At 71.5% G+C, this 26,640-nt stretch carries 23 protein-coding genes and 1 other RNA gene; 9 read left to right on the forward strand and 15 right to left on the reverse strand.

All coding sequences use genetic code 11. The features are described 5' to 3' along the window. The first annotated feature begins 179 nt into the window (after positions 1 to 179). Positions 180 to 977: an alpha/beta fold hydrolase gene (locus ACFYL6_RS21950; protein WP_387173720.1), complete on the forward strand. Its 798-nt coding sequence runs from the start codon at positions 180 to 182 to the stop codon at positions 975 to 977. A gap of 71 nt (positions 978 to 1,048) precedes the next feature. Here the strand turns inward: ACFYL6_RS21950 and ACFYL6_RS21955 are convergent, their stop codons facing one another. Together ACFYL6_RS21955 and ACFYL6_RS21960 are read right to left on the reverse strand one after the other, a co-directional pair. Then, positions 1,049 to 1,699, reverse strand: a complete 651-nt coding sequence (locus tag ACFYL6_RS21955; protein WP_387173722.1) for a histone deacetylase — start codon at positions 1,697 to 1,699, stop codon at positions 1,049 to 1,051. Positions 1,700 to 1,709: 10 nt separating this feature from the next. After that, positions 1,710 to 2,489 (reverse strand): phosphodiesterase, encoded by a 780-nt coding sequence (locus ACFYL6_RS21960; protein ID WP_387173724.1) that lies wholly within the window; start codon positions 2,487 to 2,489, stop codon positions 1,710 to 1,712. Between the two features lie 243 nt (positions 2,490 to 2,732). Here ACFYL6_RS21960 and ACFYL6_RS21965 point away from each other — a divergent pair, with 243 nt between their 5' ends. Then, a complete protein-coding gene (locus tag ACFYL6_RS21965; RefSeq protein ID WP_387173825.1) occupies positions 2,733 to 4,097 on the forward strand; it encodes a diguanylate cyclase in 1,365 nt (454 codons plus the stop codon). A gap of 158 nt (positions 4,098 to 4,255) precedes the next feature. On the opposite strand, the gene ACFYL6_RS21970 is transcribed toward ACFYL6_RS21965, so the two are convergent. Both ACFYL6_RS21970 and ACFYL6_RS21975 read right to left on the reverse strand, forming a co-directional pair. Then, positions 4,256 to 5,317, reverse strand: a complete 1,062-nt coding sequence (locus tag ACFYL6_RS21970; RefSeq protein WP_387173726.1) for an aspartate-semialdehyde dehydrogenase — start codon at positions 5,315 to 5,317, stop codon at positions 4,256 to 4,258. A gap of 5 nt (positions 5,318 to 5,322) precedes the next feature. Further along, positions 5,323 to 6,588 (reverse strand): aspartate kinase, encoded by a 1,266-nt coding sequence (locus ACFYL6_RS21975; RefSeq protein ID WP_151491046.1) that lies wholly within the window; start codon positions 6,586 to 6,588, stop codon positions 5,323 to 5,325. 256 nt (positions 6,589 to 6,844) lie between these two features. Between ACFYL6_RS21975 and ACFYL6_RS21980 the strand changes: the two genes are divergently transcribed. Together ACFYL6_RS21980 and ACFYL6_RS21985 are read left to right on the forward strand one after the other, a co-directional pair. Beyond that, positions 6,845 to 7,630 (forward strand): hypothetical protein, encoded by a 786-nt coding sequence (locus ACFYL6_RS21980; protein ID WP_387173728.1) that lies wholly within the window; start codon positions 6,845 to 6,847, stop codon positions 7,628 to 7,630. Between the two features lie 85 nt (positions 7,631 to 7,715). Further along, entirely contained in the window at positions 7,716 to 8,270 is a 555-nt protein-coding gene (locus ACFYL6_RS21985) for a nitroreductase family protein (RefSeq protein WP_387173730.1), read from the forward strand. A gap of 46 nt (positions 8,271 to 8,316) precedes the next feature. Here ACFYL6_RS21985 and ACFYL6_RS21990 read toward each other — a convergent pair whose 3' ends face one another. After that, a complete protein-coding gene (locus ACFYL6_RS21990) occupies positions 8,317 to 9,303 on the reverse strand; it encodes an ArsR family transcriptional regulator (protein WP_387173733.1) in 987 nt (328 codons plus the stop codon). 77 nt (positions 9,304 to 9,380) lie between these two features. Between ACFYL6_RS21990 and ACFYL6_RS21995 the strand changes: the two genes are divergently transcribed. Together ACFYL6_RS21995 and leuA are read left to right on the forward strand one after the other, a co-directional pair. After that, positions 9,381 to 10,652, forward strand: coding sequence for an MFS transporter (locus tag ACFYL6_RS21995; RefSeq protein ID WP_387173735.1), 1,272 nt, complete (start codon positions 9,381 to 9,383; stop codon positions 10,650 to 10,652). 236 nt (positions 10,653 to 10,888) lie between these two features. Continuing rightward, the gene (gene leuA / locus ACFYL6_RS22000; RefSeq protein WP_387173737.1) at positions 10,889 to 12,652 is read left to right on the forward strand and encodes a 2-isopropylmalate synthase; all 1,764 of its coding nucleotides are present in this window, start codon (positions 10,889 to 10,891) and stop codon (positions 12,650 to 12,652) included. Positions 12,653 to 12,681: 29 nt separating this feature from the next. On the opposite strand, the gene ACFYL6_RS22005 is transcribed toward leuA, so the two are convergent. Continuing rightward, positions 12,682 to 14,175, reverse strand: a complete 1,494-nt coding sequence (locus ACFYL6_RS22005; RefSeq protein ID WP_387173739.1) for an MFS transporter — start codon at positions 14,173 to 14,175, stop codon at positions 12,682 to 12,684. 107 nt (positions 14,176 to 14,282) lie between these two features. On the opposite strand from ACFYL6_RS22005, the gene ACFYL6_RS22010 reads away from it, so the two are divergent. Both ACFYL6_RS22010 and ACFYL6_RS22015 read left to right on the forward strand, forming a co-directional pair. After that, on the forward strand, positions 14,283 to 14,939 hold the full coding sequence (locus ACFYL6_RS22010) for an HNH endonuclease family protein (RefSeq protein ID WP_238658003.1): 657 nt from the start codon (positions 14,283 to 14,285) through the stop codon (positions 14,937 to 14,939). Then, positions 14,915 to 15,304 carry a hypothetical protein gene (locus tag ACFYL6_RS22015; RefSeq protein ID WP_387173827.1) on the forward strand — a complete coding sequence of 130 codons (390 nt, stop codon included), beginning with the start codon at positions 14,915 to 14,917 and terminating at the stop codon, positions 15,302 to 15,304. The genes ACFYL6_RS22010 and ACFYL6_RS22015 overlap by 25 nt, the downstream gene beginning before the upstream one ends. 24 nt (positions 15,305 to 15,328) lie before the next feature. Here the strand turns inward: ACFYL6_RS22015 and ACFYL6_RS22020 are convergent, their stop codons facing one another. From ACFYL6_RS22020 to ACFYL6_RS22050, 7 genes are all read right to left on the reverse strand, one after another. Then, positions 15,329 to 16,432 carry an ABC transporter ATP-binding protein gene (locus tag ACFYL6_RS22020; RefSeq protein ID WP_387173741.1) on the reverse strand — a complete coding sequence of 368 codons (1,104 nt, stop codon included), beginning with the start codon at positions 16,430 to 16,432 and terminating at the stop codon, positions 15,329 to 15,331. Beyond that, positions 16,429 to 17,442: an ABC transporter ATP-binding protein gene (locus ACFYL6_RS22025; RefSeq protein WP_387173743.1), complete on the reverse strand. Its 1,014-nt coding sequence runs from the start codon at positions 17,440 to 17,442 to the stop codon at positions 16,429 to 16,431. Before ACFYL6_RS22025 ends, ACFYL6_RS22020 begins: the two co-directional genes overlap by 4 nt. A gap of 7 nt (positions 17,443 to 17,449) precedes the next feature. Beyond that, on the reverse strand, positions 17,450 to 18,412 hold the full coding sequence (locus tag ACFYL6_RS22030; RefSeq protein ID WP_238657999.1) for an ABC transporter permease: 963 nt from the start codon (positions 18,410 to 18,412) through the stop codon (positions 17,450 to 17,452). Next, complete coding sequence (locus tag ACFYL6_RS22035; RefSeq protein WP_145778530.1) at positions 18,409 to 19,413, reverse strand: ABC transporter permease; 1,005 nt, start codon at positions 19,411 to 19,413, stop codon at positions 18,409 to 18,411. Before ACFYL6_RS22035 ends, ACFYL6_RS22030 begins: the two co-directional genes overlap by 4 nt. 85 nt (positions 19,414 to 19,498) lie before the next feature. Beyond that, on the reverse strand, positions 19,499 to 21,160 hold the full coding sequence (locus ACFYL6_RS22040; RefSeq protein ID WP_387173746.1) for an ABC transporter substrate-binding protein: 1,662 nt from the start codon (positions 21,158 to 21,160) through the stop codon (positions 19,499 to 19,501). Between the two features lie 314 nt (positions 21,161 to 21,474). Beyond that, complete coding sequence (gene recR / locus ACFYL6_RS22045) at positions 21,475 to 22,068, reverse strand: recombination mediator RecR (RefSeq protein ID WP_238657997.1); 594 nt, start codon at positions 22,066 to 22,068, stop codon at positions 21,475 to 21,477. 8 nt (positions 22,069 to 22,076) lie between these two features. Further along, complete coding sequence (locus ACFYL6_RS22050; protein WP_387173829.1) at positions 22,077 to 22,385, reverse strand: YbaB/EbfC family nucleoid-associated protein; 309 nt, start codon at positions 22,383 to 22,385, stop codon at positions 22,077 to 22,079. A gap of 201 nt (positions 22,386 to 22,586) precedes the next feature. Here ACFYL6_RS22050 and ACFYL6_RS22055 point away from each other — a divergent pair, with 201 nt between their 5' ends. Continuing rightward, positions 22,587 to 23,258: a DUF998 domain-containing protein gene (locus ACFYL6_RS22055; RefSeq protein ID WP_387173748.1), complete on the forward strand. Its 672-nt coding sequence runs from the start codon at positions 22,587 to 22,589 to the stop codon at positions 23,256 to 23,258. A 64-nt stretch (positions 23,259 to 23,322) separates the two neighbouring features. On the opposite strand, the gene ACFYL6_RS22060 is transcribed toward ACFYL6_RS22055, so the two are convergent. Next, the gene (locus ACFYL6_RS22060; protein ID WP_387173750.1) at positions 23,323 to 26,271 is read right to left on the reverse strand and encodes a DNA polymerase III subunit gamma and tau; all 2,949 of its coding nucleotides are present in this window, start codon (positions 26,269 to 26,271) and stop codon (positions 23,323 to 23,325) included. A gap of 211 nt (positions 26,272 to 26,482) precedes the next feature. After that, positions 26,483 to 26,572: signal recognition particle sRNA small type (ffs, locus tag ACFYL6_RS22065), an RNA gene on the reverse strand. Positions 26,573 to 26,640 lie beyond the last annotated feature (68 nt).

A 26,640-nucleotide genomic window follows, 5' to 3' on the forward strand; every position in this document is an offset into this window, starting at 1 on the left:
GCATGGCCCCCGCCCCGACAGCCTCTCACCCGCACGCCGAGTGGTCGACCCAGGCGACACATCGGAGCAGGGGGTACGCCGAAACCAAGATCGATCACCGTTTAACGCGGTCTGTCGGACAGTGTCGGACCGAGGGTCTAGAAAGGACGGGACAGCAAACGAGGACTGGGGGCGGCATCGTGAGCGGAACGACACCAGTGGCGGAGCAGGTGCGATCGGTCGACGGCACGCCCGTCGCGTTCGAGCGGTCCGGGGCCGGGCCGGCGGTCATCCTGGTCGGCGGCGCGTTCAGCGATCGCAACGCGACCCGTGACCTGGGTGCGGCACTGGCACCGGATTTCACCGCCTTCAGCTATGACCGTCGGGGTCGGGGCTACAGCGGCGACACCGCACCGTACGAGGTCGGCCGCGAGATCGACGACCTGGCCGCCCTGATCGCGGCGGCAGGTGGTTCCGCCGCCGTCTACGGCATCTCCTCCGGCGCCGTCCTGGCCGCCCTCGCCACCGCACAGGGCCTGCCGGTGACCGCGTTGGTCATGTTCGAGCCACCGTTCCAGGTCGGCCCGCACGTGGGCGTGCGCAAGGACATCACACCGCAGCTCATCGAGCTGATCGCCGCCGATGACCGGGACGGCGCGGTGGAGACCTTCCTCCGCGACTCGGTGGGGCTGCCGGCCGAGCAGATCACCGGAATGCGGTCGCAGCCGATGTGGGGTGGGCTGACGGCGGTCGCGCACACCCTGGTGTACGACGCGATCATCACCGCCGGAGGGCGACTCCCCGCGGACCGGCTGGCGACCATCACCGCGCCGACCCTCGCACTGGACAGCACCGGCAGTCCACAGTGGTTGCGGGATGCGAGTCGGGCTGCGGCCGAGGCGGTCCCGGGTGGCCGATCGATCAGCCTCGACGGCGGCTACCACGACGTGCCCCCGACGACGCTGGCCCCGGCGCTGCGCGAGTTCCTACTCGGTTGACGGCACCAGTACGCCGCCCAACCAGCGCACCGCCCAACCAGCGGGCCAGGGGTAGGCAGGGGTTCGGCAGGTCAGCCGTCGACCAGCGCCCCGTCGACCAGGGCCGCCACGGCGTCCGGCGGCCAGGCGTCGGCCACGCCGGGCCGGGCCGCCAGGTAGCTGGCGATCCGCTCGGCCTGCCAGCCGTGCGACTCGCGCAGCCCTCGGGCGATCATGCCGAGGTAGATCGGCGCGGGTGGTCGGCACCGCACGGCTGACGCCCCCTCGGGGGCGGTGAAGGTGAGCATCGGAACGCCGTCGCGGCTGCCCGGGCAGACCAGCGTCTCGTACCGTCCCGGGCCGAGGGTGGCCCGTCCGTTGGCGACGGCGGCGTCGATGGCCGCGCCGGTCGCCGGGATCAGGTCGGCCGTGTCGCCCGGCGGGCGGTACATCTCCTGTGCCGCGATGTCGGTGAACTGCTCCAGCGTGACCAGGTAGGCGCGGGCCGCGGCCTCGCCCGGCAGGTGCGGGTCGTAGAAGGCCATGCCGCCGGTCCAGGCACCGGACTCGCCGGCGAAGTAGATGCCGCCGGGCAGCGACACGGGCGCGGACCGGCTCGGTGGACGCCGGTCGCGGCAGCCCGGGTACGTCCGCTTTCCGCCGGGTGGGCAGCCGCCACCGATGTACCAGGCCAGCCGGGCGGCGTGCATGTTCGAGCCGTACGAGACGTACCAGACCAGCACGACGACGCCCTCAGAAGCCGCAGGTCTGCCCGGCGGAGTGGCTCACCTGCACGGTGTGGGTCACGCACCCGCCGGCCTCGACCGAGTGCAGCAGGAAGGCGGTGGGTTCGTTGACCCAACCGATCTGCTCGTCGGCGCTCATGGTGAGCGTGCTCTGCTTCCACGTGCTGGGTGCCACGGTGAGGACGGTGCCCGCGTACGCCGTGGTGACCGGGCGGTGCAGGTGACCGGCGGCGACCCGTACGACGTGCCGGTGCCGGCCGATCACCTCGGCGAGCGCGGCACCGTCGGCGAGCCGGATGGAGTCCGCCGTGGGGATGCCGACCGTGACCGGCGGGTGGTGCAGGAAGATCACGGCGGGCACCTCGGGCCGCCCGGCCAGCACCCCGTCGAGCCAGCCGAGCTGTTCCTCGCCGAGTTGGCCGCCGTCGCTGCCGGGGACGAGCGAGTCGAGCACCACGACGGACGCCGCCTCGTGGTCGACGTGGTAGTAGGCCGAGAAGCCGCCGCCGAGCCACGGTGTGCCCCCGAACGCGTCGAGCAGGGACTCCCGGTCGTCGTGGTTGCCGGTGGCCAGGTGCACCGGCAGCGGGAACCGGCCGATCACCTCGCGCAGCGCCGCGTACTCGTCGGGCTGGCCGTGGTCGGCCAGGTCGCCGGTGATCACCACGCAGTCCGGTCGGGGTCGCAACGCCAGCACCCGGCCGAGCGCTCGGTGCAACCCGGCGGCCGGTTCGGCGGCGAGCAGGCCGGTGGTCAGGTGCGGATCACTGAGCTGGGCGATGAGCATGGGCTCGCCTCCTCGGCGCCGGGATGCTCCACGCTATCGCCAGGCACGGCATCCCGGGGGCCACGTCCACAGGCTGCGTCCACAGGCTGTGGATAGCACGTGTGTACGAAGCCCGACCCGGTCCCAGCCACCGTGAGTACGCTTGATCGAGCGGTTCGGCGTCGGCCGGGCCCCTCCCCTACCTGGAACGACGTGCGAGTGGATCATCAGCGAGTCATCCGTGACGTCACCGGCCGCCTGCCGATGGCGTCGAGCACGCCGGAGGCGTGTCGGTGGACGGTCACCGCGTTGTCCCGGCACACCCCGGCGACCATCTCCGTGCTGCTCGCGGCCCACGACCGCCTGCGCTGCGTCGCGGCGACCGGGGCCTGGCAGGTCTTCGCCACCGTGCCGGCCCGGACCGGCATCGTCGGTCGGGTGTACGCGACCGGCGTACCCGCCGTCGTTCCGGACGTCACAGTCGACCCGGACTACCTCCCGGTACGCCCGGACGTGACCGCCGAGCTGTGCGTACCGGTGCTGGACCCGACGGGTCGGGCGATCGGTGTGCTCGACCTGCAGTGGAGTGAGCCGACCGACCTGGAGCCGTGGCGGGACACCGCGCAGCGGCTGGCCGACGGGCTCGGCGCGCGGGTCGCCGCCCTCGGGGGGCCACCGGCGGAGAGCCGCAGCGAGAAGCTGCTCCGGCACGCCGCCGCGCTCTCCGCCGCACCGACCGAGGGGGAGGTGATGGGGGCGGCGGCCCGGGCTGCCCGGGAGGTCTCCACCCTGTCCACCGCGCTGCTGCTGCTCGGCGGTCAGCTCGGCCCGGCCCCGGCGACGCCGGGTGACCTGGAGACCCGGATCCGCGCCGAGTTGGCCGGGGCGGGTCCGGCCGCTCTGGACCGGATGGTCGACCGGGCACACCGCTACGGCGCCGGGTACACGCTGGGCGAGCCCGGGCATCCCCCGACCGAGGACTACCGTCCGCTGACCCGGGCGGGGGTACGCACGCTGGTCGCCGTGCCGGTCGGGCCGACCGACGCGGGCGGGGTGTTGCTGGTCGCCGACGAACGCGCGCTGCGTCCGGACCCGACCACGGTCAGCCTGATGGAGTTGCTCGCCGGGCAGGCGTGGACGAGTGTGGACCGACTGCGCACGTTGGCCCGGCTACGGGAGCAGGCCAGCTCCGACCCGCTGACCGGGTTGCGGCACACCGGCCCGTTCGGGCAGCGGATCGCGGCGGCCACCCCCGGGCGTACGGCCCTGCTGGCGATCGACGTGGACGGCTTCAAGACCGTCAACGACACGTACGGCCACCAGGCCGGTGACCGGGTGCTGGTCGGGTTGGCCCGGGCACTGGAGGGCGCGCTACGGCACGGCGACGAGTTGTACCGGATCGGCGGCGACGAGTTCGTGGCGGTGATCGAGGTGAGCCGCCCGGAGGAGGCGGTCCGGATCGCCGAACGGCTGACCGAGGCGGCCCGACGTATCGGCCGCACGATCAGCGTGGGTGTCGCCCTACCCCGCCCCGGCGAAACCCCCGACCGAACCCTGAAGCGAGCCGACCAGGCCCTCTACGCGGTAAAACGCCAGGGCCGAGACGGCGTCCTACTCTCCGCCGCCTAACCTAACGCCCCACGCCCGCCGATCTTGCACTTTCGGTTGTCGTTTTGTCGCCCTCATCCCTTATGCCGGCGCAGAAACTGCAAGATCGCCGCAGCGGGAGGGGCGGGGAGCCGCAGCGGGGAGCGGGGACGGGTAGGGGGACGGGGACGCGCGCGGGGTCAGGCGGTGCGGAGTTCTTTGGCCAGGAGCTCGGCGATCTGGGCGGTGTTGAGGGCCGCGCCCTTGCGGAGGTTGTCGCCGGTGACGAAGAAGTCGAGGGCGCGGGGGTCGTCGAGGGCGCGGCGGATCCGGCCGACCCAGGACGGGTCGGTGCCGACGGCGTCGATCGGCATCGGGAACTCCCCGGCCGCGGGGTCGTCGACCAGGATCACCCCGGGGGCGTTGCGCAGTGCCTCGCGGGCGCCCTCGGCGTCGACCTCGGTGGCGAAGACCGCGTGCACGGCGACCGAGTGGGCGGTGACCACCGGCACCCGGACGCAGGTGGCGGAGACCTTGAGGTCGGGAAGGCCGAGGATCTTCCGCGACTCGTTGCGGATCTTCATCTCTTCCGACGACCAGCCGCTGTCCGCCGGTGAGCCGGCCCAGGGCACCACGTTGAGCGCCATGGGTGCCGGGAACGGGCCCAGGTCGTCGCCGACCGCCTGGCGTACGTCGCCGGTGCGCGAGCCGAGCGCCCGATCGCCGGCGACCTTGGTGAGCTGGTCGTGCAGGATGTCGACGCCGGACTGCCCGGCGCCGGAGACCGCCTGGTAGGAGGCGAGCACCAGCTCGCGGAGGCCGTACTCGCGGTGCAGCGGCGCGACCGCGACGATCATCGCGAGGGTGGTGCAGTTGGCGTTGGCGATGATGCCCCGGGGTCGGTTGCGGACCTGCTCGGGGTTGATCTCCGGAACGACCAGCGGGACGTCGCGGTCCATCCGGAACGCGCCGGAGTTGTCGACCGCGATCGCGCCACGGCTGACGGCGATCGGCGCCCACTCGGCGGAGACCTCGTCGGGCACGTCGAACATGGCCACCTGGACCCCGTCGAACGCCTCGGGGGTCAGCGCCTGGACGACGAGTTCCTCGCCCCGGCAGCGCACCCGACGCCCGACGGAGCGCTCGGAGGCGAGCAGCCGGATCTCACCCCAGACGTTGCGTCGTCCGGTGAGCAGCTCGCACATCACGGTGCCGACGGCACCGGTCGCTCCGACCACGGCGAGGGTGGGCAGCGCCGTCATCGGCGCTACCTACCCGTCCCCGCGTAGACCACGGCTTCGGTGTCGCCGCCCAGCTCGAACGCGTCGTGGATGGCGCGGACGGCGGCGTCGAGGTCGGTGTCCCGGCAGACCACGGAGACCCGGATCTCGGAGGTGGAGATCATCTCGATGTTGACCCCGGCCGCGCCGAGCGCGGCGAAGAAGCCGGCCGCCACACCGGGGTGCGAGCGCATGCCCGCGCCGATCAGCGAGACCTTGCCGACGTGGTCGTCGTAGAGCAGGCCCTTGAACTTGACCGGCTCCTGGATCTTGCTGAGCGCCGCCATCGCGGTGGGGCCGTCGGCCTTGGGCAGGGTGAACGAGATGTCCGTCCGGCCGGTGCCCTCGGTGGAGACGTTCTGCACGATCATGTCGATGTTGATCTCGGCGCCGGCGACGGTGTCGAAGATCCGCGCGGCGGCACCCGGCTCGTCGGGCACCCCGACGATCGTGATCTTGGCCTCGCTGCGGTCGTGCGCGACCCCGGTGATCAGTGCCTGCTCCACGGAAAGGTCCTCCATCGATCCGGTGACCATCGTGCCGGTGTTGGTCGAGTATGACGAACGGACGTGGATCGGCAACCCCGCCCGCCGGGCGTACTCCACGCTACGCAGGTGCAGCACCTTCGCGCCGCACGCCGCCAGCTCCAGCATCTCCTCGTAGGTGATGTGCCGGATGTGCCGGGCGTTCGGCACGATCCGCGGGTCGGCGGTGAAGATGCCGTCCACGTCGGTGTAGATCTCGCAGACGTCGGCGTGCAGGGCGGCGGCGAGCGCCACGGCGGTGGTGTCCGAACCACCGCGGCCCAGCGTGGTGACGTCCTTGGTGTCCTGCGAGACGCCCTGGAAGCCGGCCACGATGACCACCGACCCCTCGTCGAGCGCGCCCTTGAGCCGCCCGGGGGTGACGTCGATGATCCGTGCGCGGCCGTGCACCGAGGTGGTGATCACGCCAGCCTGCGAACCGGTGAACGAGCGGGCTTCGTACCCCAGGTTGTGGATGGCCATGGCCAGCAGGGCCATGGAGATCCGCTCCCCGGCGGTGAGCAGCATGTCCAGCTCGCGGCCCGGCGGCAGCGGGCTGACCTGGTTGGCCAGGTCGAGCAGCTCGTCGGTGGTGTCGCCCATCGCGGAGACCACCACCACCACGTCGTCGCCGGCCTTGCGGGCGGCGACGATGCGCTCGGCCACCCGCTTGATCCGCTCGGCGTTGGCGACGGAGGACCCGCCGTACTTCTGCACCACGAGTGCCACGACGTGCACTCCCTCCCAGCGACCCTGAGCGTGCCGACGCCGCCGGAACCGGGGCCGGCGGCGCGTGTCAGACCCCATGAGGGTATCCGGCGGGCAACGACGCCGGGTCAGGTGATCCCACCATCCGGCCCGCCCGGGGCCGGCCAAGCCGGTCCCGCCAGGTCGGGCGGTACGTGGGAACGCTTCGCCCGACACGCCGGGACGAGCCGGTACGCGCCGGCACCCACCAACCGCCCACACCCACCAGAATGGGCCGGTGCCAGTCCTCATCCGCTCGGCCGGCCGCGTGCTCGGGCCGCTCGTCCTCGCCCTGCCAGCCCTCCTGGTCGCCTGCACCACTGAGCAGCCTCCGACCCCACCGCCCGCCGATCCGGGGCCGGTCGAGGTGGATGCCGCACGGGATGAGCTGGCCGCGCTGGCCGCGGCGGCTCAGGACCGTCACCTGGTGGCCCAGTACGTGTACAGCCGGGCGGGCGAACCGGATCGCACCATCGTCTTCACCAGCGCGAACGACGGCAGTTGGCGGGTCGACGTGCCGGGGGGCGCGTTGGGCGGCACCGCCGACGTCTCGATGGCCAGCACGGCCGACGGGCTGTTCCAGTGCGCCCTGCCGTCGGCCGGTCATGCCGGGTCGGCGAGTTGCGTACGCCTGGGTGATCGCGACGACGCGATCCCCCGTCGGTCGGACCCCCGGGTCCAGCACCCGTTCACCGACTGGCTGGACGTGCTGACCGACCGACGCGCCCCCTTGGCGGTCGCGCCGGCGAACGCGCCCGAGGGCGTCACCGGCACCTGCTACTCGGTGGACTCCACCTCGGCGTCGCTCAACGCCCCGCTGGACGTGGGCATCTACTGCTACGACGGGGACGGCACGCCGACCGGGGTCCGGACCGGGGCCGGGACGCTGAGGCTGGCCGCCGCGCCCGGCCCGGCACCGGCCACCGTGCAGCTGGCCGGCCCGGTGGTGGTCGACCGGGAGCCGCTCGACACCGCGGCGCCGACCCCGGACCCGTCGGGGAGCCCCAGCGCGGGAACGCCCTGATCTTCGTCCCGTTACGGGTGCTCTTGCCCACATTCATCCACCCCACCCCGAGAGGGCGAATCACCCATACAGGACGATCCGTCGTATGGCCGACCTCACCCCGCTGCTCGCCTACCGCTGGAGTCCGCTGGCGTTCCACCCCACCGAGGAGTTGAGCGCGAGCGATGCGTCCTCCCTGTTGGAAGCGGCCCGCTGGGCACCGTCACTGGGCAACCGCCAACCCTGGCGGTTCACCCTCGGTCACCGCGACGACGAGACGTGGAAGCGGATCCTGGTCAACCTGCCCGAGCGCGACCAACGGTGGGCGCACCGTGCCGCCGCGCTGCTGCTCGCCGCACACGTCGATGGCGACACCGCACCGAACGCCGCCACGCCGCCCGACGGAGCGGCGTACGACCTGGGCCAGGCGGTCGCCCATCTCACCGTGCAGGCCACCGCGCTCGGGCTGCACGTGCGGCAGGTGCTGACCGTGGACCGCGCCGGCCTCGCCGCCGACCTGCACCTGCCCCCCGACGTGCGGCCGTACGCGGTGCTCGTCGTCGGGCAAGTCGGCGACCCGCTCAGCCTGCCGGCGGACCTCGTCGCCGAGGAGACCGGGTTGCGCCGCCGCCGACCGCTGGCCGAACTCCTGCTCGGCTGACCGCTCCCCGGCCCTACTCGCCGCGGCTCGCGCGAACTCGCCGGTCTTACTCGCCGCGGCTCGCGCGAAGAAGGACCGTCGCGGCCTCGGTGTTGCGGTACAGGACGTGCCGACCCTGTCGAGACCGGTCGACCAGGCCGGCGGCGTGCAGGGCGGCCAGGTGCTGGGAGACGTTTCCGGCGGACATCCCGGTGAGTCGAGCCAGGTCGGTGGTGGTGGTCGCCGTGTCGAGCCGGTGCAGCAGCGCGGCTCGCCCCGGGCCGATCACCCGTGCCAGTGGGTCGCCGGGCGACGGCGTGGTCGCCTCCCAGAGCGTGCCGACGGCACGGACCGGGTACGCGCCGGCCGGCAGCGAATCCTCCAGCAGGTTCCACAGCACGTGCTGCTCGGTGAACACCGTCGGGTTCAGCGCCAGCCCACGCCCACGGAGGTCGAAGTCCCGCTCGAACGTGTCGTCGCTGATCACCCGGTCGCCGTGCCAGCGCAGGCTCGGGTGGAGCTGCTCGAAGAACCGACCGGCGCCGCTCTCGGCGAGCTGCGCGGCCCGGTACGCCACGTCGGCGTCGAGCAGCGCCCGCATCCGCGGCCAGTCCGGGGCGATCGCCTCGTCGTACCAGACCCGCACCGCGTCGACGACCAGCGGCAGCAGCCCGCCGGGGTCGGCGAGCAGGGCCCGCCCGAACGGGCTCAGCGGTTTTTGCCAGGTGGTCGACAGCAGGTCCTGGACCACCACGGCCGGCGGCGTCGCGGCAATCTGGTCGAGCTGCTCGGCCATCTCCACGTTCGGTCGCGCCGCGGGGGTGAGGAAGTCGGGCAGCCAGCGACCCGGCACGACCAACCCCACCAGCGGTCGGACCCGGTCGGCCACCTCGGGACGACGCAACGTCACCCGGGCCCGGTCGATCCAGGGCAGGTGCACCGCGTAGCGGACCGGGTTGGCCAGCGCCCACATGCTCATGACCGTCTCGTTGGCCGGTGACACGGCGAGCCGTACTCCCGCCACGTCGGCCAGGCTGAACCGCAACTCGGACACGCGCCCCCCACAAGCAGGATTCGGTCCAGCCTAAAAGACTCGACCGAGGTGATGGGGACCCGCTTCACTCCCCGGACATGGGGACCAGAGAAACCATCCGTACCGCCGTTCGAGACGTCGTACCGCCGGCCGGGCTGACTCGCGCCCTGGCCGTGCAGGCCATGGTCTACGCCGTTGGCAGCGGGTTGTTCCACGCCGGCAGCGCCGTCTTCTTCACCCGGGCGCTGGGGCTCAGCGCCGCCCAGGTGGGGCTGGGGCTTTCCATCGCGGCGGGGGTGTCGCTGCTGGGCACGGTGCCGCTGGGCGGGCTCACCGACCGGTACGGACCGCAGCGGGTCTGGGTGGTCGGGCTGGTGCTGAACGCGGCGCTCTTCGCGACGTACCCGTTCGTCGGCGGCTTCGCCGGTTTCCTCGCCGTGGTGGTGGCGCTGGCCGGCGTGGACGCCGCTGTCGGCGTGGCCCGGCAGGTCTACTCGATCAACGCGCTCCCCCCGGCCGAACGGGTCACCGCGATGGCGTACCAGCGCTCGTCGCTGAACGTCGGCTTCGGGCTCGGCGCGGTGATCAGCGGCCTGGTGCTGGCGGTGGACACGATCACGGCGTACCGGGGGATGGTCTGGTTCATCTCGACTGTCTTCCTGGTTACGGCCCTGTTCGTGCGGCGACTGCCCCGGCTGTCGCAGGTGGCCCGGCCGGTGGAACCGATGAGTCGACTCGCCGTGCTGCGGGACCGCCCGTTCATGACGGTGTCCCTGCTGTCCGGGCTGCTCACCGCGCACCAGGCGCTCTACCTGACGGTCATGCCGCTCTGGATCCTCACCCACACCGACGCCCCGAAGACTGTGATCGCCGGGCTGGTGCTGCTCAACACGGTCCTCATCGTGCTGCTCCAGGTCCGCGTGAGCCGGGGCGCCGACACCGCGGCGGGCGCGGCACGTGCCTCCCGCCGGGGCGGACTGCTGATCGCCCTGTTCTGTCTGGTCCTGCCGATCTCCGGGCTGACCCGGGGCGCGCTCACCGTGGTGGTGCTGGTGGCCGCCGCCACGGTGCTGATCCTGGCCGAGCTGATCGAGTCGGCGGGCAGCTGGGGGCTCACCGCCACCCTGCCGCCGGCCGGTCAGCGCGGCGCGTACGTGGGGGCGTTCGAGCTCGGCTCGCAGGTGCAGTACCTGATCGCCCCGGCCGGGCTGACCGCGCTCGGGGTGACCATCGGCGGGTGGGGTTGGTTACCGATAGCAGCGATCTTCGTGCTGGTAGCGGTAGCTATCGTGCCCGTGGTGGCCTGGGCGCAACGGACGCCACGGCTGGGTGCCGAGGCCGCAGCGCCGGCCATGACCCCGGTCCCATAGTCCGGACCTGTCTTTCCACCCCCCGTTCCATCACGTAGGGTGACCTGGTCATGTGGCGGGCGCTTCTTCTCCTTAGCCGCCGCGACGAGGCCTGACCGGCCGGCACCTCGTCGCGGAGTCGCATCGCGCCGTCCAGCACATCCGAGTTTCTTCTCGGCACCGCCGCGCACCGTCGCCCGGCACCCGCCGACACCTTCCGATCTGCTGACGCCACATGTTCCAGGGAGCACTCTGAGATGGCTCAACCTGTCACCGACGCCGAGACCGATCCCGACGCCGATCCCATCGCCCGGCAGCGCCCCAGCCGGATGCCGTACCACCGCTACCAGCCGTACCGGGAGCAGTTCCGGGTCGAGCTGCCGGACCGCACCTGGCCCACCCGCACCGTCGAGGCCGCCCCCCGCTGGTGCGCCGTGGATCTCCGCGACGGCAACCAGGCCCTGATCGACCCGATGTCGCCAGAGCGCAAGCGCCGGATGTTCCAGCTGCTGGTCCAGATGGGCTACAAGGAGATCGAGGTCGGCTTCCCGTCGGCCAGCCAGACCGACTTCGACTTCGTCCGGCAGCTCATCGACGACGACATGATCCCGGACGACGTCACCATCCAGGTGCTCACGCAGTGCCGGGAGCACCTGATCGACCGGACGTTCGAGTCGCTGCGCGGCGCGAAGCGGGCCATCGTGCACTTCTACAACTCGACCTCCACCCTCCAGCGGCGGGTGGTCTTCGGCCTGGACAAGGACGGCATCGCCGACATCGCCACCACCGGCGCGCGGCTCTGCCAGAAGTACGCGGAGATCCACACGCCGGACACGGAGATCTTCTACGAGTACTCGCCGGAGTCCTACACGGGCACCGAGCTGGAGTACGCGCTGGAGGTCTGCTCCCGGGTGATCGACGTGATCGACCCGACCCCGGACCGGCCGCTGATCATCAACCTGCCGGCCACCGTCGAGATGGCCACCCCCAACGTGTACGCCGACTCGATCGAGTGGATGCACCGGCACCTGCCGCGCCGGGACAGCGTGGTGCTGAGCCTGCACCCGCACAACGACCGGGGCACCGGCGTGGCCGCCGCCGAGCTGGGCCTGCTCGCCGGAGCCGACCGCATCGAGGGCTGCCTGTTCGGCAACGGTGAGCGCACCGGCAACGTCGACCTGGTGACCCTGGGGCTCAACATCTTCTCCCAGGGCATCGACCCGATGATCGACTTCTCGAACATCGACGAGATCCGGCGAGCCGTCGAGTACTGCAACCAGCTGCCGGTGCACGAGCGCCACCCGTACGCGGGCGACCTGGTCTACACCGCCTTCTCCGGCTCCCACCAGGACGCCATCAAGAAAGGCTTCGACGCCCTCACCGCCGAGGCGAAGGCGGCCGGCGTACCGGTGGACGAGCACACCTGGGCGGTGCCGTACCTGCCGATCGACCCGAAGGACCTGGGCCGCACCTACGAGGCGGTCATCCGGGTCAACTCGCAGTCCGGCAAGGGCGGCGTCGCGTACATCATGAAGAGCGAGCACCAGCTGGACCTGCCGCGCCGGCTCCAGATCGAGTTCTCCGGGGTGGTGCAGCAGGTCACCGACCACGACGGCGGCGAGGTCGACCCGGCCGCCATGTGGGAGATCTTCGCGACGCACTACCTGCTCGACCACCAGCCCGACCCGGCGGTCCGGCTGGCCGGCTACACGATCGGCACGGCGGACGGCAAGGTCGAGATCGAGGCCCAGGTCGGTGTGGGCGGCGAGCAGCGGTCCCTCACCGCGGTCGGCAACGGCCCGATCGACGCGTACGTGAACGCGCTCCAGTCGGTCGGGGTGGGCGTACGGGTTCTCGACTACCACGAGCACGCGCTCTCCTCCGGTGGTGACGCGCAGGCGGCCGCGTACGTGGAGTGTGAGGTGGACGGGAAGACGGTCTGGGGTGTCGGCACCGACGCCAACATCGTCACCGCGTCGATCAAGGCGGTCACCAGCGCCGTCAACCGCGCCCGCCGCTGACCTACCCGCGACACCCCCGAGGTGGATCCCTACTTCGGGGGTGTCGCGGCGGGCAGCGAATGGCAGGGCTGGGACGGCGGGGCTTTCCGGGGCGGTCGGTGGACGAGCACCAGGGCCAGCAGCGCGCCGGCCACGAGCAGCCCGGCACACCACTCCATCGCGCCCCGGAACGCGTCGGTCAGCTCGGCCTTCTGCTCGTACCCGCCGCCGGAGAGCCCGACCAGCAGCGGCAGCGCCGCCACCGCGAGCAGGCCGCCGGCCCGGGACGCGGCGTTGTTGAAGCCGCTGGCCACCCCGGAGAACCGGTCCTGCACGGCGGCCAGCACCGACGCGGTCAGCGGTGCCACCACCAGGGTCAGCCCGATGCCGAAGAGCAGTACCCCGGGCAGCACGTCCCGCCAGTACGACGCGCCCGGTCCGACGCCGCGCAGCAGCAGCAGACCGACCGCGGCGATCACCGGTCCGATGGCGAGCGGCAGCCGTGGGCCGATCCGCGCCGACAACGCACCGGCGCGCGCGGAGCCGACCAACAGCAGCAGGGTCATCGGCAGCAGCGCGATGCCGGTGCGGAAGGCCGACCACCCGACCACGTTCTGCAGGTAGACGGCGAAGAAGAAGGTGAAGCCGCCGAGGGCCGCGTAGACGACCACTGTGAAGAGGTTCAGCACCGAGAAGAGTCGGCTGCCGAACAGCCCGGTGGGCAGCATCGCGGCGTCGCCACGCCGCCGTTCCAGCAGGACGAAGGCCACCGCGGAGAGCACCCCGACCACCGCCGCGATCAGCACCTCGGCGGAGTCGAACCCGCGGGCCGGCGCGTCGATCAGGGCGTAGGTGACGCCGGCGAGCGCGAGCGCTCCGAGCAGGGCTCCGGCGACGTCGAACCGCCGTCGGGTCGGACCCCGCCCCTGGGTGCGGGAGGCGCTCTCGTCCCGGCTCTCCGGCACCCAGCGCAGGGCGGCCAGCAGCACCAGCACGGCGATCGGCAGGTTGAGGAAGAAGATCCAGCGCCAGGAGAGCGTGTCGATCAGCCAGCCCCCGATGAACGGTCCCAGCGCGGTGGACACCCCGGACAGCCCGGCCCAGGCGCCGATCGCCCGGCCCCGGTCGTCCGGGTGGAAGCTCGCCTGGAGCACCGACAGCGACCCGGGCGTGAGCAGCGCGCCACCGGCGCCCTGGAGGAACCGGGCCGCGATCAGCATGCCGGTGCCCTGGGCCAGCCCGCAGAGCACGGAGGCGGCGGTGAACCAGACCACGCCGATGAGGAAGACGCGTCGCCGGCCGAAGCGGTCCCCGAGTGCGCCTCCGAGCAGCACGAACGCCGCCAGCATCAGCAGATAGCCGTTGATGGTCCACTGGAGATCGGCCACGTTCGCGCCGAGGTCCTGCCCGAGTTTCGGCAGCGCCACGTTGACGACGGTGCTGTCGAGGAAGACCATGCCAGAGGCGAGTACGGCGGCGAGCAGCGTGCCCCGGCCGGCGGTGGTGCCCATCCGGAGGGCGGACGCCGGTACGGGTGCGGTCATCCCACCAATCTGCCTTGCATCATGTGGGAGACGCCACGAAACGCCGAAACCCTGCCCGGGTACTGTGCGCAATCGCCGGGAGCCCCCAAGCTGGAGAGGTGTCGTCTGTGCGTACCAGATCAGGACCGCGAGCGGCGGTGGCCGCGCTTGCCGCGGCGCTGGCGCTCGGCGTGGCCGGTTGCGTCCCGCAGGATGAGCCGACCGCACCGCCGCCGAGCGACGGCGGCAACGCCGCGGAGCAGTTGAGCCAGCTCACCGTCGCTACCGCCGGCTCGATGAAGGGTTACAGCCGGGAGCGTTTCCCGCACTGGCGGGACACCGGCAAGAACTGCGATGTCCGGGACAGCATCCTCCAGCGCGACGGCAAGGACGTGAAGCTGTCCGGCTGCAACGTGGTCGGTGGGCGCTGGGAGAGCGTGTACGACGGTCGCAGCTTCTCGGATCCCTCCGACGTGGACATCGACCACATGGTGCCGTTGGCCAACGCGTGGCGCTCGGGTGCCGACGAGTGGGACAACGCGAAGCGCGGCGATTTCGCCAACGACACCACCCGTCCGCAGCTCTTCGCGGTTTCCGCCTCGTCGAACCGGGCAAAGGGTGACCAGGACCCGTCGCAGTGGAAGCCGGCAAACCGGTCTTACTGGTGCAAATATGCCCAGGACTGGGTGACGGTCAAGCACTACTGGCGGCTGACGGTGACCACCGCCGAGAAGGCCGCCCTGACCGACATGTTGGAGGGCTGTTCAGTGGGGAGCGATTCGTGACCGCCGCCGGGGAGAGCGGCCCGTCCGCCGCCGGCATGACCGCGGACGGCACCGCCGAGACCCCCGCCGCCGTGCCCGGTGCCGGCATGGTCGCGGATTCGGGGGGCGCGGCCGGCCCACAGAGCCGCACCACCGACATCGTGCCCGGCCCCGGCGGTGTGATGACCGACGAGGTCGGCGTCGTCACGGGTGACCTGACGCTGCGCACCGAGTACGCCGACGGCAAGGTCACCCTGCGGGTGCAGTACAAGGACGCGGACGAGTGGTACGCGGTGACCGGCACGTCGGTCACGCTGGCCGACCCGGCCGGGCTGGACGCGGTGCACGGCGTCGCGGTGGGGCTGCTGAACCGCCCCGAGGGCTGACAACCGCCGGCACCGCGTCCAGTCTCAGACGTACGAGCCGGGCTCGGTGGGCGCGGAGACCACGCCCGGCGCGTCCCCCTCGCCCTCGGGCCGGACGACCTGCGCGCTGACCCCGTGCGGGCGCAACTCGCCGCTGGCGATCTGCTCGGCGAAGTGGCAGGCCACCCGGCTGACCCCGATGTCCCGCAGCACCGGTCGCTCGTCGGCGCAGCGGGTGGGCTGCGCCCACGGGCAGCGGGTGTGGAAGCGGCAGCCGGACGGCGGGTTGGCCGGCGACGGCAGGTCACCGGCGAGCAGGATCCGCTCCCGGCGGTCCTCCACGTCCGGGTCCGGCACCGGCACCGCGGACATCAGCGCGCGCGTGTACGGGTGCAGCGGCTCGTTGTAGAGCCGGTCGCTCGGCGCCTCCTCGACCAGCGCCCCCAGGTACATGACGCCGACGGTGTCGGAGATGTGCCGAACCACAGCCAGGTCGTGCGCGATCACCAGGTAGGTCAACCCCAGGCTGTCCTGGAGTTCGTCCAGCAGGTTGACCACCTGGGCCTGGATCGACACGTCGAGCGCCGAGACCGGCTCGTCGGCGACGATCAACTCCGGCCCGAGCACCAGCGCGCGGGCGATACCGATGCGCTGCCGCTGCCCGCCGGAGAACTCGTGCGGGTAGCGGGACAGCGCCCAGCGCGGCAGCCCCACCGCGTCCAGCGTCTCGCCGATGATCCGTCGACGGTCGGTGCGGTCGGTGCCGATCCCGTGGGTCTGCAGGCCCTCGGTCAGGATCGACTCGACGTTCTGCCGGGGGTCGAGGCTGGACATCGGATCCTGGAAGATCATCTGCATCCGGCGACGCATGCTGCGCAGCTTGCCGGACGGCAGCGTGGTCAGCTCGACGCCGTCGAAGCTGACCTCGCCGGCGGTCGGCGGGGTGAGCTGGAGCAGCGCCCGGCCCAACGTCGACTTGCCGCAGCCGGACTCGCCCACCAGGCCGTACGTCTTGCCCCGGGCGATGCTCAGGTCGACCCCGTCGACGGCCTTCACCTGGCCGACCACCCGGTCGAAGAGCACCCCCCGCTTGATCGGGAAGTGCACCTTCAGGTCACGCACCTCGACGAGGATGTCGTTCTCGCTCACGCTCGTTCCTCCTCGCGCGGGGCGGGCACCATGCCCGGCAGCGGCTCCGGGTTGACGCACCGGTAGCTCCGTCCGTCGTGCGCGTGCACCAACTCGGGCGGCTCGCCCACGCACTCGTCGACCCGTCGGGCGCACCGCGGGGCGAAGGCGCAACCGTCCGGCCACGGCAGCAGGTCGCGGACCGAGCCGGGAATCGGGTTGAGCTTCTCGCCCCGCCCGGCGTCCAGGCGCGGCACCGAGCCGAGCAGACCCACGGTGTACGGGTGACGCGGCTGACGGAACAGCGGACGACGGCGGGCCGTCTCCACCACCCGACCGCCGTAGAGCACGTTGACGGTGTCGCACATGCCGGCCACCACGCCCAGATCGTGCGTGATCATCAGCAGCGCGGTGCCGGAGTCCCGGACCAGTTCCTTGAGCAGCTCCAGGATCTGGGCCTGGATGGTGACGTCCAGCGCGGTGGTCGGCTCGTCGGCGATCAGCAGCCGGGGCTGGCAGGCCACCGCCATCGCGATGAGCGCACGCTGGCGCATCCCTCCGGAGAGCTGGTGCGGGTACTCCTTGAGCCGCCGCTTCGGGTCGGGGATGCCGACCCGGTCCAGCAGCGCCGCCGCCTCCTTCGCCGCGGTCTCGCCCTTCATCCCCCGGTGCCGGGTGAGCACCTCGGTCACCTGCAAGCCGATCGGGATCACCGGGTTCAACGAGGAGAGCGGATCCTGGAAGATCATCGCGATGTCCCGACCCCGGATGTCCCGCCGCGACCGGTCGTCGAGCTGGAGCAGGTCGGTGCCGTCGAAGACGGCCTTGCCGCCGACCCGCAGGCCGGGCTGCTTGGGCAGCAGACCCATGATCGCGAGCGAGGTGACGCTCTTGCCGCAGCCGGACTCGCCGACCAGGCCGACCACCTCCCCGGCGTCGACCGAGAAGGACACCCCGTCGACCGCGTGCACGGCGCGCTGACCGCGGCGGGCGAACGTGACGGCGAGATCTTCAACTTCGAGCAGTGCCATTGCGGGCCTACTTCCGCAGCTTCGGGTCGAGGGCCTCGCGCATCGCCTCACCCAGCAGGGTGAAGCCGAGCGCGGTGATGATGATCGCGACCGCCGGGTAGATCGCCAGCGACGGCCGGATGCCGAGGTACTGCTGCGCGTCGGCGAGCATGACGCCCCACTCCGGTACGGCCGTGTCCGGGTTACCGAGGCCGAGGAAGGAGAGCGCCGCCGCCTCGATGATCGCGGTGGCCAGGGTCAGCGTGGCCTGCACGATCACCGGGGCGAGCGAGTTGGGCACCACGTGGGTCAGCGCGATCTTCGACTTCTTCACGCCGAGCGAGGTCGCCGCCAGCACGTAGTCGCTGTTGGCCTGGGAGATCATCGAGCCGCGCAGCAGCCGGGCGAACACCGGCACCGAGACCACACCGACCGCGATCATCACGGTGGTCAGGCTGGCTCCGAGCAGGGCGGCGATGCTCACCGCCAGCAGCAGGCTCGGCATCGCCAGCAGCATGTCGATGAAGCGCATCAGGGTGGTGTCGATCCACCGCCCCCAGCGGCCACCGAGACCGGCCGCGGCACCGGAGACGCCACCGATCAGCGCGCCGATCGCCAGACCGATCAGGGTGGAGACCACACCGACCAGCAGGGTCTGCCGGGCACCCACGATCATCCGGCTGAACTCGTCACGGCCCTGGTGGTCGTAACCGAACCAGTGGTCACCGGTCGGGCCGGGAATGACACCCGGCTTGATCAGCCCCTCCCGGATGCCGATCGTGTCCGTCGCGGCGTACGGCACGAGGAACGGGCCGACCACCGCGACCAGCACGAAGAGCGCCAGGATGACCGCGCCGACGATCGCGGCCGGGTTACCGCGCAGCCGGCGGAACGCCTCCTGCCAGAGGCTGACGCCCCGCTCGTCGTCACGGGCCGCCAGTTCGGAGAGCCGGTCGATCTTTTCGCGCTTCTTGCCTGGGCTGAGTGTCATCGCACCCTCACCCTCGGGTCGATGAAGCTGTAGGAGAGATCGACCAGGAGGTTCACCAGCACGTACACCACCGCGATGATCAGGATGAAGCCCATCAGCACCGGATAGTCGCGTTGGCCGATGGCCTCGGCGACGAACGCTCCGATGCCACTGAAGGCGAAGACGGTCTCGGTCAGCACCGCGCCGGAGAGCAGGCCACCCGCGAGCAGACCGATCGAGGTGGCCACCGGCAGCATGGCGTTGCGCAGGACGTGCCGGCGACGAACCGTCTGCTCGGTCAGGCCCTTCGCCTCCGCGGTCCGTACGAAGTCCTCGTTCAGCACCTCCAGCACGCTCGCCCGGGTGATCCGGACGATAATCGCCAGCGGAATGCTGGCCAACGCGATGCTGGGCAACACCAGATGCCAGAGGGCGTCGGCGGCGGCGTCCCACTCACGGGTCATCAACCCGTCCAGGACGAAGAAGTTGGTGACCCGGGTCGCTCCGAGCGTTGGGTCCTGCCGGCCGCTGGACGGGAACCAGTGCAGGTTCTCCGAGAAGATCGCTTTGAGCACGTAGCCCAGGAAGAAGACCGGGATGCAGATGCCGATCAGCGAGCCGCCCACGGACGCGTGGTCCAGGAAACGGCCGCGACGACGGGCGGCCAGGTAGCCCAACGGGATGCCGACACCGATCGCGATGATCATCGCGGTGATGGTCAGCTCGACGGTGCCGGGGAAGCGCTCGATGAACTCCGTGGTGACCGCCCGCTTGGTGGAGGTCGAGGTGCCCAGGTCGAGCTTGATCAGCCGCCGTACGAAACGGCCGTACTGCACCAGGATGGGCTCGTCGAGCCCCATGTTGCGGCGGATGGCGGCACGCATCTCGGGCGTGCCGCGCTCGCCGAGGATGGCGGTCTCGGGGCCGCCGGGGAGTCGGCGGAGCCAGATGAAGAGCAGGAGGGAGAGCCCGAACAGCGTGGGTATCAGCTGAAGCAGGCGCCTGACGATGAACCGGAACACGGCGGCCTCGAAGGGGTGCGGAGGGTTGCGGGCGGGCGCTGTGCGACAGCGCCCGCCCGCGTTCCTTGCTGCGTCAGATCAGGACTTACTTGAACTCGGCGGTGGCGTACCGCTCGTCGGTGAGCGGGCTGGCCTTGACGCCGGTCACGTCCTTGCCGAACACGATCGCCGGCGGCGAGTGCGAGATCGGCACACCGGGCAGGAAGTCCATCACGGACTTGTTCAGGGCCTTGTACTTCTCGGTCCGGGCCGCGATGTCGGCGGTGGTGTCCGCGTCCTTGAACTGGTCGAACAGGGCCTTGTTGTTGAAGCCCCACTCGTCCTTCGGCCGGTCGAAGAAGGTGCCGATGAAGTTGTAGGCGTCGCCGTAGTCACCGGTCCAGCCCAGGAAGTGGATGTCGTGCTTGCTACCCGAGGTGGTGGCGTTCAGGTAGTCCGGGCTCCACTTCAGCGGGATCGCCTCGACGGTGATGCCAACGGCCTTCAGGTCCGCCGAGAGCAACTCGAAGATGTCCTTCGGGTTCGGCATGTACGGCCGGGTGACCTCGGTCGGGTAGTGGAACTTCAGCGTCAGGTTCGACGCGCCGGCCTCGGCCAGCAGCGCCTTCGCCTTGGCCGGGTCGTAGGTGTACTTCGTGACGTCACCGTTCCAGCCCTCGACGGTGTCCGGCATGAAGTTGTCGGCGACCTTGGCGCCCGGCGGCAGCTTGGAGGTGACCAGCTGCTGACGGTTCAGGGCGTACGCGATGGCCTGCCGGACACGGAGGTCGGCGAGCTTCGGGTTGCCCTTCTGGTTGATCGCCAGGTAGAGCACGTTGAACGCCGGACGGGTGAGGACGTTGAAGCCCTCGCTCTTCAGCGGGTCGACGTCGGCCGGGCCAACCAGGTCGTAGCCCTGGATGTCACCGGAGCGCAGCGCCTGCTTGCGGGCGTTCTCGTCCGAGATCGTCTTGAAGATGAGGGTCTTCAGCTTGGCCTTGGTGCCCGAGTAGTCCTCGTTGCGCTCCAGGGTCAGCGTCTTGTTCGCGACGTCCCAGGCCTTGAACTTGAACGGGCCGGTGCCGGTCGGGTGCTCCGTCGCGTACGCCGGGTACTTGATGTCCTCGGCGGTGCCCGCGACGTTGCTCGCGTCGAACTCCTGCAGCGCCTTCGGGCTGTGGATGGAGAACGAGGGGAGCATCAGCGCGGCCGGGATCTTGCTGGAGACCCGCGTGAAGGCCAGGTCCACAGTGGTGGCGTCCTTGGCGGCGCAGGACTTGAAGAGGCTCGGCGGGAGGTCGGCGTTCTCGTTCTTGGCGAAGCCGCCCATGACGTCCTGCCAGTACGCGGTCACGTCCGGGCTCTGCATGAGGCCCTTGGCGTTGTACCAGCGGTTGAAGTTGACGCAGACGGCCTCGGCGTTGAAGTCGGTGCCGTCGTGGAACTTCACGCCCGAGCGGAGCTTGAAGGTCCAGGTGGTGCCGGCGGCGTCCGGGGTCCAGGACTCGGCCAGGCCGGGGGTGACCTTGGTGCCACCCTCCTCCGGTCGGACCAGGGTCTCGAAGACCTGCCGCGCCACGCGCAGCGACTCACCGTCGCTGGCGAAGCTCGGGTCGAGCACCTTCGGGTCTCCGGCGACGCCGAAGACGAGGGTGTCCTTCTTGCTACCACCGGATTTGTCGTCGCGGTTGCTCTCGGCGCAGCCTGCTACCGCGAGGGCCGCGACCGCGATGGCCGCGATCGCGACCTTCGGCCTGGGTGCACGCATGTGTGCTTCACCTCGTCCTTGGGGGTACGGACAACGTGGTGACAGGGGTCACCGATGGCGGTGACCATAGCTCCCGAGGCGTCCACCCGGAAACCGGTGAGTGGACGGTTGGTATCGGATCGTGCCTCAACCGCCGCTTGACATTCGATTCGTAGGTAAACAGCGGCAAAAACCGATCAATCAGCAACCGCGATGCCAAACTGTTACGTCGAACAGCCCCGATGAGGGCACAGGTGTCAGATCATTTCCGGGCAGAGACGCAGCGGTGGCCGGCACCCGCGTGGGTGCCGGCCACCGGCCGTACGTCAAGGGGGTCAGACCGCGCGGCGCCCCTCGAAGGCCCGACCGAGGGTGATCTCGTCGGCGTACTCCAGATCGCCGCCGACCGGCAGCCCACTGGCCAGCCGGGTCACCGAGATGCCCATCGGCTTCACCATCAACGCCAGGTAGGTGGCGGTCGCCTCGCCCTCGGTGTTCGGATCCGTGGCCAGGATCAACTCCCGCACGCCACCGCCACCGAGCCGGATCATCAGCTCACGGATGCGAAGGTTGTCCGGGCCGATCCCCTCCAGCGGATTGATCGCGCCACCCAACACGTGGTAGCGACCGCGGAACTCACCCGTCCGCTCGATGGCCACCACGTCCTTGGGCTCCTCCACCACGCACAGCACCTCCTCGGTGCGACGCGGGTCGCGGCAGATTCGGCACTGCTCGGACTCGGCCACGTTGTAGCAGGTCGTGCAGAACCGCACCAGCTCCTTGACCTTGCGCAGCGCGCCGGCCAGCCGGTTGACGTCGGCCGGATCCGCCGACAGGACGTGGAACGCGATCCGCTGAGCGCTCTTCGGACCCACGCCCGGCAGCCGACCCAGCTCGTCGATCAGATCCTGGATGGCACCTTCGTACATCTGCCGGCTCAGAAACCGGGCAGGCCGAGGCCGCCCATGCCGCCGGCGACCGGGCCCATCTTGCTTTCGGTCATCTCCCGAGCCGCCTCGGCGGCGTTGTGCACGGCCGCGACGACCAGATCCTCCAGCGTCTCCACGTCGTCCGGGTCGACGGCCTTCGGGTCGATCCTGATGGCCTTGAGCTCACCGGAACCGGAGACGGTCGCGGTGACCAGCCCACCACCGGCGGTGCCGGTCAGCTCGGCCTCGGCCAGCTCGGCCTGGGCGGCGGCGATCTGCTGCTGCATCTTCTGCGCCTGCTTCAGCATCTGCTGCATGTTCGGCTGTCCACCTGGGCGCACGGGATGGCTCCTTCTCGCACTCGTCTGCTCGACCGCCGCTCAGCCTATCCGCTGGGACCGACCTCGCCCCGCCCGGTGCGTCCGACCACGCCGTGCCTCCCGGTACGGCTACCCCTACCCCGAACCGGCCATCTGGGGGTAGTGCGCCCGGACCCGTCGCACTGGTCTGCTCGTGGCATGAACCTCAACCGCACCGGCCGGTTCGGCGCGCTGTGCTGGCTCGCGGCCGCACCCCTCTTCCTCGTCGCCAGTCTGGTCACCGGGCTGCGGTGGCGCGAGCCCACCTACAGCTGGGCCACCCACAACATCAGCGACCTCGGCAACGCCCACTGCGGCGTCTGGGACACCACCCGCCCCCGCTACGTCTGCTCGCCGTGGCACCCACTGATGAACACCGCGACACTGGCCACCGCCGTACTGCTCGCCGTCGGGCTCCTGCTGACCTGGCGAATCCTCGGCCACGGCCCGGTGGTGCGCTCGGCCCAGACACTCCTGCTGCTGGCCGCCGGCGGATACGCCCTCGCGGCCGTCTACCCGGCCGACGTCGACGAGAACCTGCACGTCCTCGGCGCATTCCTGATCATGGGGATGGGCAACGTCGGCCTGCTCCTAGCCGGCTTCGCACCCGGCAGCACGACGCTCGGCCGGTGGCGACGACTCACCCTCACCGCCGGGCTCATCGCGCTGGCCGGGACGACGCTGTTCGCCGCCCAACAGGGTCTAGCTATCGGGGTAGGCGGCATGGAACGGGTAGCCGTCCTGCCCTTCCCCCTCTGGGCCTGCTGCCTCGGCGTCCTACTAGCCGAAGCCCCCCGCCTGCGCGATCTTGCACTTTCTGCGTCGACATAAGCCGCCATTCCGCCCAAGACGGCGACCGAAACCGCAAGATCGCCGAGCCGGGCGCGGCGGGGTCTCAGCGGGCGTCGACTTCGTTGATCTTCTCGGCGCCGAAGGTTTCCCGGAGCAGCCGTACCGCCTGCTCCTCGCTGGACTCCCGCGCGGTCTTCTCGTCGATGATCTCGTCCAACGGCTCGTCGCCCGGGTCGAAACCCTCAAAGGCCGGGGCCGCCGCCGGTGCCGCGCCGCCGGGCCGGCCGGCCCGCGCAGGGCCGTCGTAGTCCGGGTCGTAGGGCGGCTCGCCGGCCCATTCGGCGTCCGCGACAGGCCGGGCTGCCGCTCCGGTACGCGGACCGCGCCCCGCCGCCGCCGCGCGAGCCGCGGCGATGGCGCTGCTCACCGGCGCACCACCGGCTGTCGCCGGCTGCCGGGCCGCCGGCGTCGGGTTACCCCGCCCGCCCGGCTTACCGCCACCGGCCGCTGCCCCGGGACCGCCCGAGCCGCCTGGTCCGGTGCCGTTGGGGCCACCGCCGTTGGGGCCACCGCCGTTGCTGCCGCTCCCGTTCGTGCCGGTCGACGCCGGTGCGGAGTGGGCGCTCGACTCGTTTCCGGCCGACGCGCCGCCGGGTCGGGCAGCCTCCGGCCAGTCCTCGTCGTCCGTCGCCTCGCCGGCCGGGGGCGCACCGCCGCCGGGACGGGCCGGCTCCGGCCAGTCGCCTTCGTCGTCCGCCGCCGGGGCGGACGGCGCTGCGCCCTGCCCACCGGCACCGTGACCACCAGACCCGGCGCCGACGCCGACACGCGAAGCCCGGCCGGCAGCGCCGGTCGGGTGCGAGGCGGTCGGCGGAGCGTTCATCGGGCCGGTAGCGCCGGTCGGGGCGTCGAGTGCCGCACTCCCCGGCTCGGCGGTGTATGCACTTGGCGCAGCGTTCGAGCCTGGCGCGGCTGGCGGCACGCTCACCGAGCCCGAAACGGCGTTCGAGCCTGGGCCGGGGTTCGAGCCTGGGGCGGGGTTCGAGCCTGACCCGGCGTTTGAGCTTGAGGCGGGGTTCGAGCTTGGGACGGCTGGCGGCGCGCTCGTCGGGCCGGCGGCAGTCGGGGTCGGGGCGTTCGGCGAGGCGGGCGGCGTGTCCGACGTGGTTGGCAGCGCGGCGGGTCGGGCCGGTGCGGTGGGCTGCGAGCGCGGGGAGCCGGACAGCGACACGCCACCGCGCTCGCCGGCCACCTCGCACCGGATCTGCCAGCGCCCGCCCAACTCCTCGTAGAGCGCGTCGGTGAGTACCGCCGCGTGGTCGGCCATCATCTTGGCCAGCACGGTGGACTTCACCGTCAGCACCAGCATGTCGCCGTCGAGTTCGCGGACGACCGCGTCCCGCATCAGGGCGGCGATCCGTTTGTTGGTCCGGTTGACCTTGCCGACCACGTCGGGCCAGACGCGGCGGACCGCGACCGCGTCCAGCGCGGCGGCCGGCGCGCCCGGTCGGGGCGGCGCGGGCGTGGCCGGGTCGGGCAGCACCGCCGACGGTGGCACCACGCGACGCGGGGCGGGCCCGGCGGGCGAGACGGGTGCGGCCTGGTCAGCAGGGGCCGACCCGGTCGACGCGCCGGGGGACGCCGGGATCGGCGAGTCGGCCGCCGAGACGTACGAGGCCGGTGCACCGGAGGTCGGAGCGGGTGCCCCGGCTACCGAGGCAGCCGGGGCGGGAGCGCCCGCAGCGCTCTGGGTCGGGGACGCCGTTGGGTCGACCGCCCACGGCGGTGCGGAGGTCGGGGCGTTCACGGGTGCCGGGGTGGCGGCAGCCGGGACCGGGGTGGCTGGCTGTGGGCGTACCCCTGGGTTGTTGGTTGGCGCGTCGGTGCCGCTCAGGGTGAGCCGGCGTTCCATCCGCTCGAGGCGCTGGAGCAGGCCGCCGGTGGAGTCGTCCACGCCGGGCAGCAGCATCCGGGCGCAGATCAGCTCCAGCAGCAGGCGGGGCGCGGTGGTGCCGCGCATCTCCACCAGGCCGTCGTGCACGATATCGGCGCAGCGGGAGAGCGTGGCCGGGCCGAGTTGCGAAGCCTGGGCGGCCATCCGCTCGATCTGGTCGGCCGGGCCGTCGATGAGGCCCTTCGCGGCGGCGTCCGGCACCTGCTGGATCACGATCAGGTCGCGCAGCCGTTCCAGCAGGTCGGAGGCGAACCGGCGCGGGTCGTGCCCGGCCTCGGCCACCCGGTCGACGGTGGCGTACGCGGCGGCGCCGTCCCCGGCGGCCAGCGCGTCGCACATCTCGTCGATCAACGCGGCGTCGGTGACCCCGAGCAGGGCGGCGGCCCGTGCGTAGCTGACCCCTTCCGGACCGGCCCCGGCGATGAGCTGGTCGAGCACGGAGAGGCTGTCCCGGGCGCTGCCACCACCGGCGCGGACCACCAGCGGGAAGACCGCCGGCTCGACGGAGACACCCTCGGCCTGGGTGAGCTGCTCCAGGTACGGGCGAAGCACCTTCGGCGGGATCAGCCGGAACGGGTAGTGGTGGGTTCGCGAGCGGATCGTGCCGAGGACCTTCTCCGGCTCGGTGGTCGCGAAGATGAACTTGACGTACTCCGGAGGCTCCTCGACCAGCTTGAGCAGGGCGTTGAAGCCCTGGGTCGAGACCATGTGCGCCTCGTCGATGACGTAGATCTTGAAGCGGCTGCTGGCCGGCGCGAAGAAGGCGCGCTCGCGCAGCTCGCGGGCGTCGTCGACACCACCGTGGCTGGCCGCGTCGATCTCGATCACGTCGATGGAGCCGGCGCCGTCGGTGGCGAGCGAGCGGCAGGACTCACACTTGCCGCACGGCTCCGGGGTGGGGCCCTGCTCACAGTTGAGCGAGCGGGCCAGGATCCGGGCGCTGGAGGTCTTGCCGCAGCCGCGTGGGCCGGAGAAGAGGTAGGCGTGGTTGAGCCGTCCACTGCGCAGCGCCTGCGACAGCGGCTCGGTCACGTGCTCCTGACCGATGACCTCAGCGAAGGTACGCGGCCGGTACTTGCGGTAGAGCGCCAGCGTCACTCGTCCCGCCTCCTCTCGACCGAGCCATTCTGCGCCGGTCGGGCGCGGGTGACCACCCACCACCCCGGGGCGCCTGGGCCTTCGGATTTGATCGACTCGGCTTCCCGGCCGCCGGGCTTGATCGACTCGGCTTCCTAGAAACCGCGGTGTCCGCATGGCCGGGACACCGCGACATCACGGATGCCGAGTGGATCAACCGGCCCACAGACAAAAAGGCCTCCCGTGCACCCGGCAGAGCTCGCTTATCCTTGCTGCCTTCCGGCCCTGGGGAGGTTCACGAGATACCGCCGCACGGGAGGTGACGCCCACCCTACCCGACCGCCCGTCGATCTTCAGGGGGTGGTGGGGTGGCCCGGCCGACACGGGCCT

Source organism: Micromonospora sp. NPDC007208, assembly GCF_042869175.1.
GTDB lineage: Bacteria > Actinomycetota > Actinomycetes > Mycobacteriales > Micromonosporaceae > Micromonospora > Micromonospora foliorum.